At 62.7% G+C, this 2699-nt stretch carries 2 protein-coding genes; both read left to right on the plus strand.

Going from position 1 to position 2699, the window contains the following annotated elements; all coding sequences use genetic code 11:
* On the plus strand, window positions 1-1189 hold a 1189-nt coding region (locus EB084_23305), incomplete at its 5' end, for an IS21 family transposase (GenBank protein NDD31190.1).
* 11 nt (window positions 1190-1200) lie between these two features.
* Entirely contained in the window at window positions 1201-1911 is a 711-nt protein-coding gene (locus EB084_23310; GenBank protein NDD31191.1) for an AAA family ATPase, read from the plus strand.
* Window positions 1912-2699: the final 788 nt, after the last annotated feature.

The following is a 2699-nucleotide window of genomic DNA, read 5'->3' on the forward strand; positions in this document are numbered from 1 at the left end:
GCACAGACTGGGCGAGAAGTGCTTCGTCGACTACGCTGGCCAGACCGTTTGGGTCGTGACCAACCCGCTGACAGGCGAGGGGCGGGCGGCGCAGGTGTTCGTGGGCGTCCTCGGGGCGAGCAACTACACCTATGCGGAGGCGACGTGGTCGCAGGATCTGCCGAACTGGCTGCGCTCGCACGTGCGGATGTTCGCCTCTTTCGGGGGCGTCTCGGAACTCATCGTCCCCGACAACCTTCGTAGCGGCGTCAAGAGGGCGGACTGGTACGAGCCCGACATCAACATCGCGTATGCCGAGCTGGCCGCCCACTACGGCGTGGCCGTCGTGCCCACGCGCGTGGCGCGCCCGAAGGACAAGGCGAAGGTGGAGAACGCCGTCCTTGTCGCCGAGCGCTGGATCCTTGCGGCATTGCGCAACCGCGTCTTCTACTCCCTCGACGAGCTGAACGAGGCCATCGGAGTTCTGCTGGAGCAGCTCAATGATCGGCCCTTCCAGAAGCTGCTGGGATGCCGGAGGTCCGTGTTCCTCGAACAGGAGAAGCCGATGCTTCGCCCCCTGCCCGCCGAGCCATTCATCTACGCGCAGTGGAAGAAGGCTCGCGTGGGGCTGGACTACCACATCGACTTCGAGGGTCACTACTACAGCGTTCCTCACACCCTCATCCACCAACTGCTCGATGTCCGGGCTACCTCCGAGACCGTGGAGATGTTCTCGCGGCAGCAACGAATCGCCATCCATCGACGCAGCAACCAGGAGGGCCAGCACACCACGCTCGCCGAGCACATGCCCCCGAAGCACCGCAAGATGAGGGAATGGTCTCCAGAGCGACTTGCGGCCTGGGCCGCAAAGGCCGGGCCGAAGACACGTTCTTTCGTGGAGGGGCTCATGGCCAGCAAAGCGCACGAGCTCCAGGGCCTGCGGTCTTGTCTGGGCGTGGTGCGGCTCGCGAGCAAGTTCGGCACGGAACGCGTGGAAGCGGCGTGTGAACGCGCCCTTCGGGTGCGTGCACTCACCTACAAAAGCGTCCGCTCGATCCTGGAGAAGAACCTCGATCGACTGGGCGACAATGGCGTCCAACCACAGGTCCCTGGCGCGGTGCACCACCGGAACGTGCGCGGCGCCAGCTACTACCGTGTGCACGTGCTCGGTGATGTGGGCGCGCCGGCGATGGAAGGGGAAGCCCCTTGAACCAGCAGACGATGGACAAGCTCGTACAGATGCGCCTGCGTGGCATGGCCACCGCGCTCCAGGAACAGGCCGACAGCGGTGCCTCCTCGACGCTGTCTTTCGAGGAGCGCCTGGCCCTGATCGTGGACCGCGAGTGGCTGACCCGCCAGGAACGAAGCATGAACCGACGGGTGAAACTCGCCAAACTGCGCACCGAGGCCTACATCGAGGACATCGACTACCGCCATCCGCGGGGACTCGACCGCGGCGTGATGCAGGATCTGATCACCTCGCGGTGGGTTCACGCCCGCCGCAACGTGATCATCACGGGCGCAACCGGCCTGGGCAAGACCTGGCTCGCCAATGCATTGAGCCACAAGGCCTGCCGGGACGGATTCAGCGTGGCCTATAAGCGAGTGCCACGTCTCGTGGAGGAACTGAACCTCGCCAGGGCCGACGGAACCTACCTGAAACTGCTCGCAGGTCTCGCGCGCACCGACCTGCTCGTGCTTGATGACTGGGGGCTGGCTCCCCTCACCGGCCAGACCCAGCACAGCGTGCTCGAGATCATCGACGACCGCGCCGGCCTTCGCTCCACGCTGCTGACGAGCCAGCTACCGGTGGAGAACTGGCATGACACCATCGGCGACCCGAGCGTCGCTGACGCTCTCCTCGACCGAGTGCTCAGCGCCTCGACCATCATGCAGCTGAAGGGGGAATCGATGCGAAAACGGTCCAAATAGGACCATGCCGATCACTCGGAAGACCGACGGGTGGCCGTCACTGCGCACCGATACTGGTGTCCACCATCACCTGGAAACCGCGATCGCCTTCGACCTGGAACAGGTGATCGACATGGTCTGGAATCGCTGTCCATCATCGCTGGAATACGCACAAGGACTGCACGAGCCTGTTCATCGACTCGCTGTTGGGCAGTGCGAACTCTCTCAGCCGCCGTACGCTGCTCGTCTGCTCTGGCCCACTCACGAACCCTACTGAGGCCCAACCCGTAGACCGCCATCATCACCAGCACCAAACCCACTATCTCGATAACCACGTTACGCGATCGGCCCCGCCGATTCGACTGCAAGCGAGCAACAAACAATCCAAGGCACAGCCCAGCGAGCAACCACGACACCACTCCACCTACAGGGGTATCCACCGCCCACGGCACTACCGCTGCCGTAAACGGCAAGAAGATGGCGTCCCCCACGCGCATCAGACGACACGCGAGCAAGCCTGTCTGAGCGAATACCAGAAACGCACTCCTGAAAAATAAAAGAAGTCCCACGAACACAATGAAAATACCAAGACAACCCAAGATGCTCATGCACCCCATGTCAACGTCTCTTGGCGATAAGCCCGTTGAAACTCGCCTACGCCTTGCTGCCACGCCGAAACTCCAACCCTACAAACATCGCGCAACACAAAGCCAGAACCAACATGCCCATAGCCTCGAGCGACACGTTCGCGCCCAGCTCTGAAGGCAGAAGAAACAACCCTGTAATCGCCGTCTCGGTCTGTACGTCCA

The organism is Pseudomonadota bacterium, assembly GCA_010028905.1.
Taxonomy (GTDB): Bacteria; Vulcanimicrobiota; Xenobia; order RGZZ01; family RGZZ01; genus RGZZ01.

Bases quoted from the DNA above. Each gene is read 5' to 3' on its own strand.
- EB084_23310 (NDD31191.1), top strand. From the start codon at position 1,201: ATGGACAAGCTCGTACAGATGCGCCTGCGTGGCATGGCCACCGCGCTC.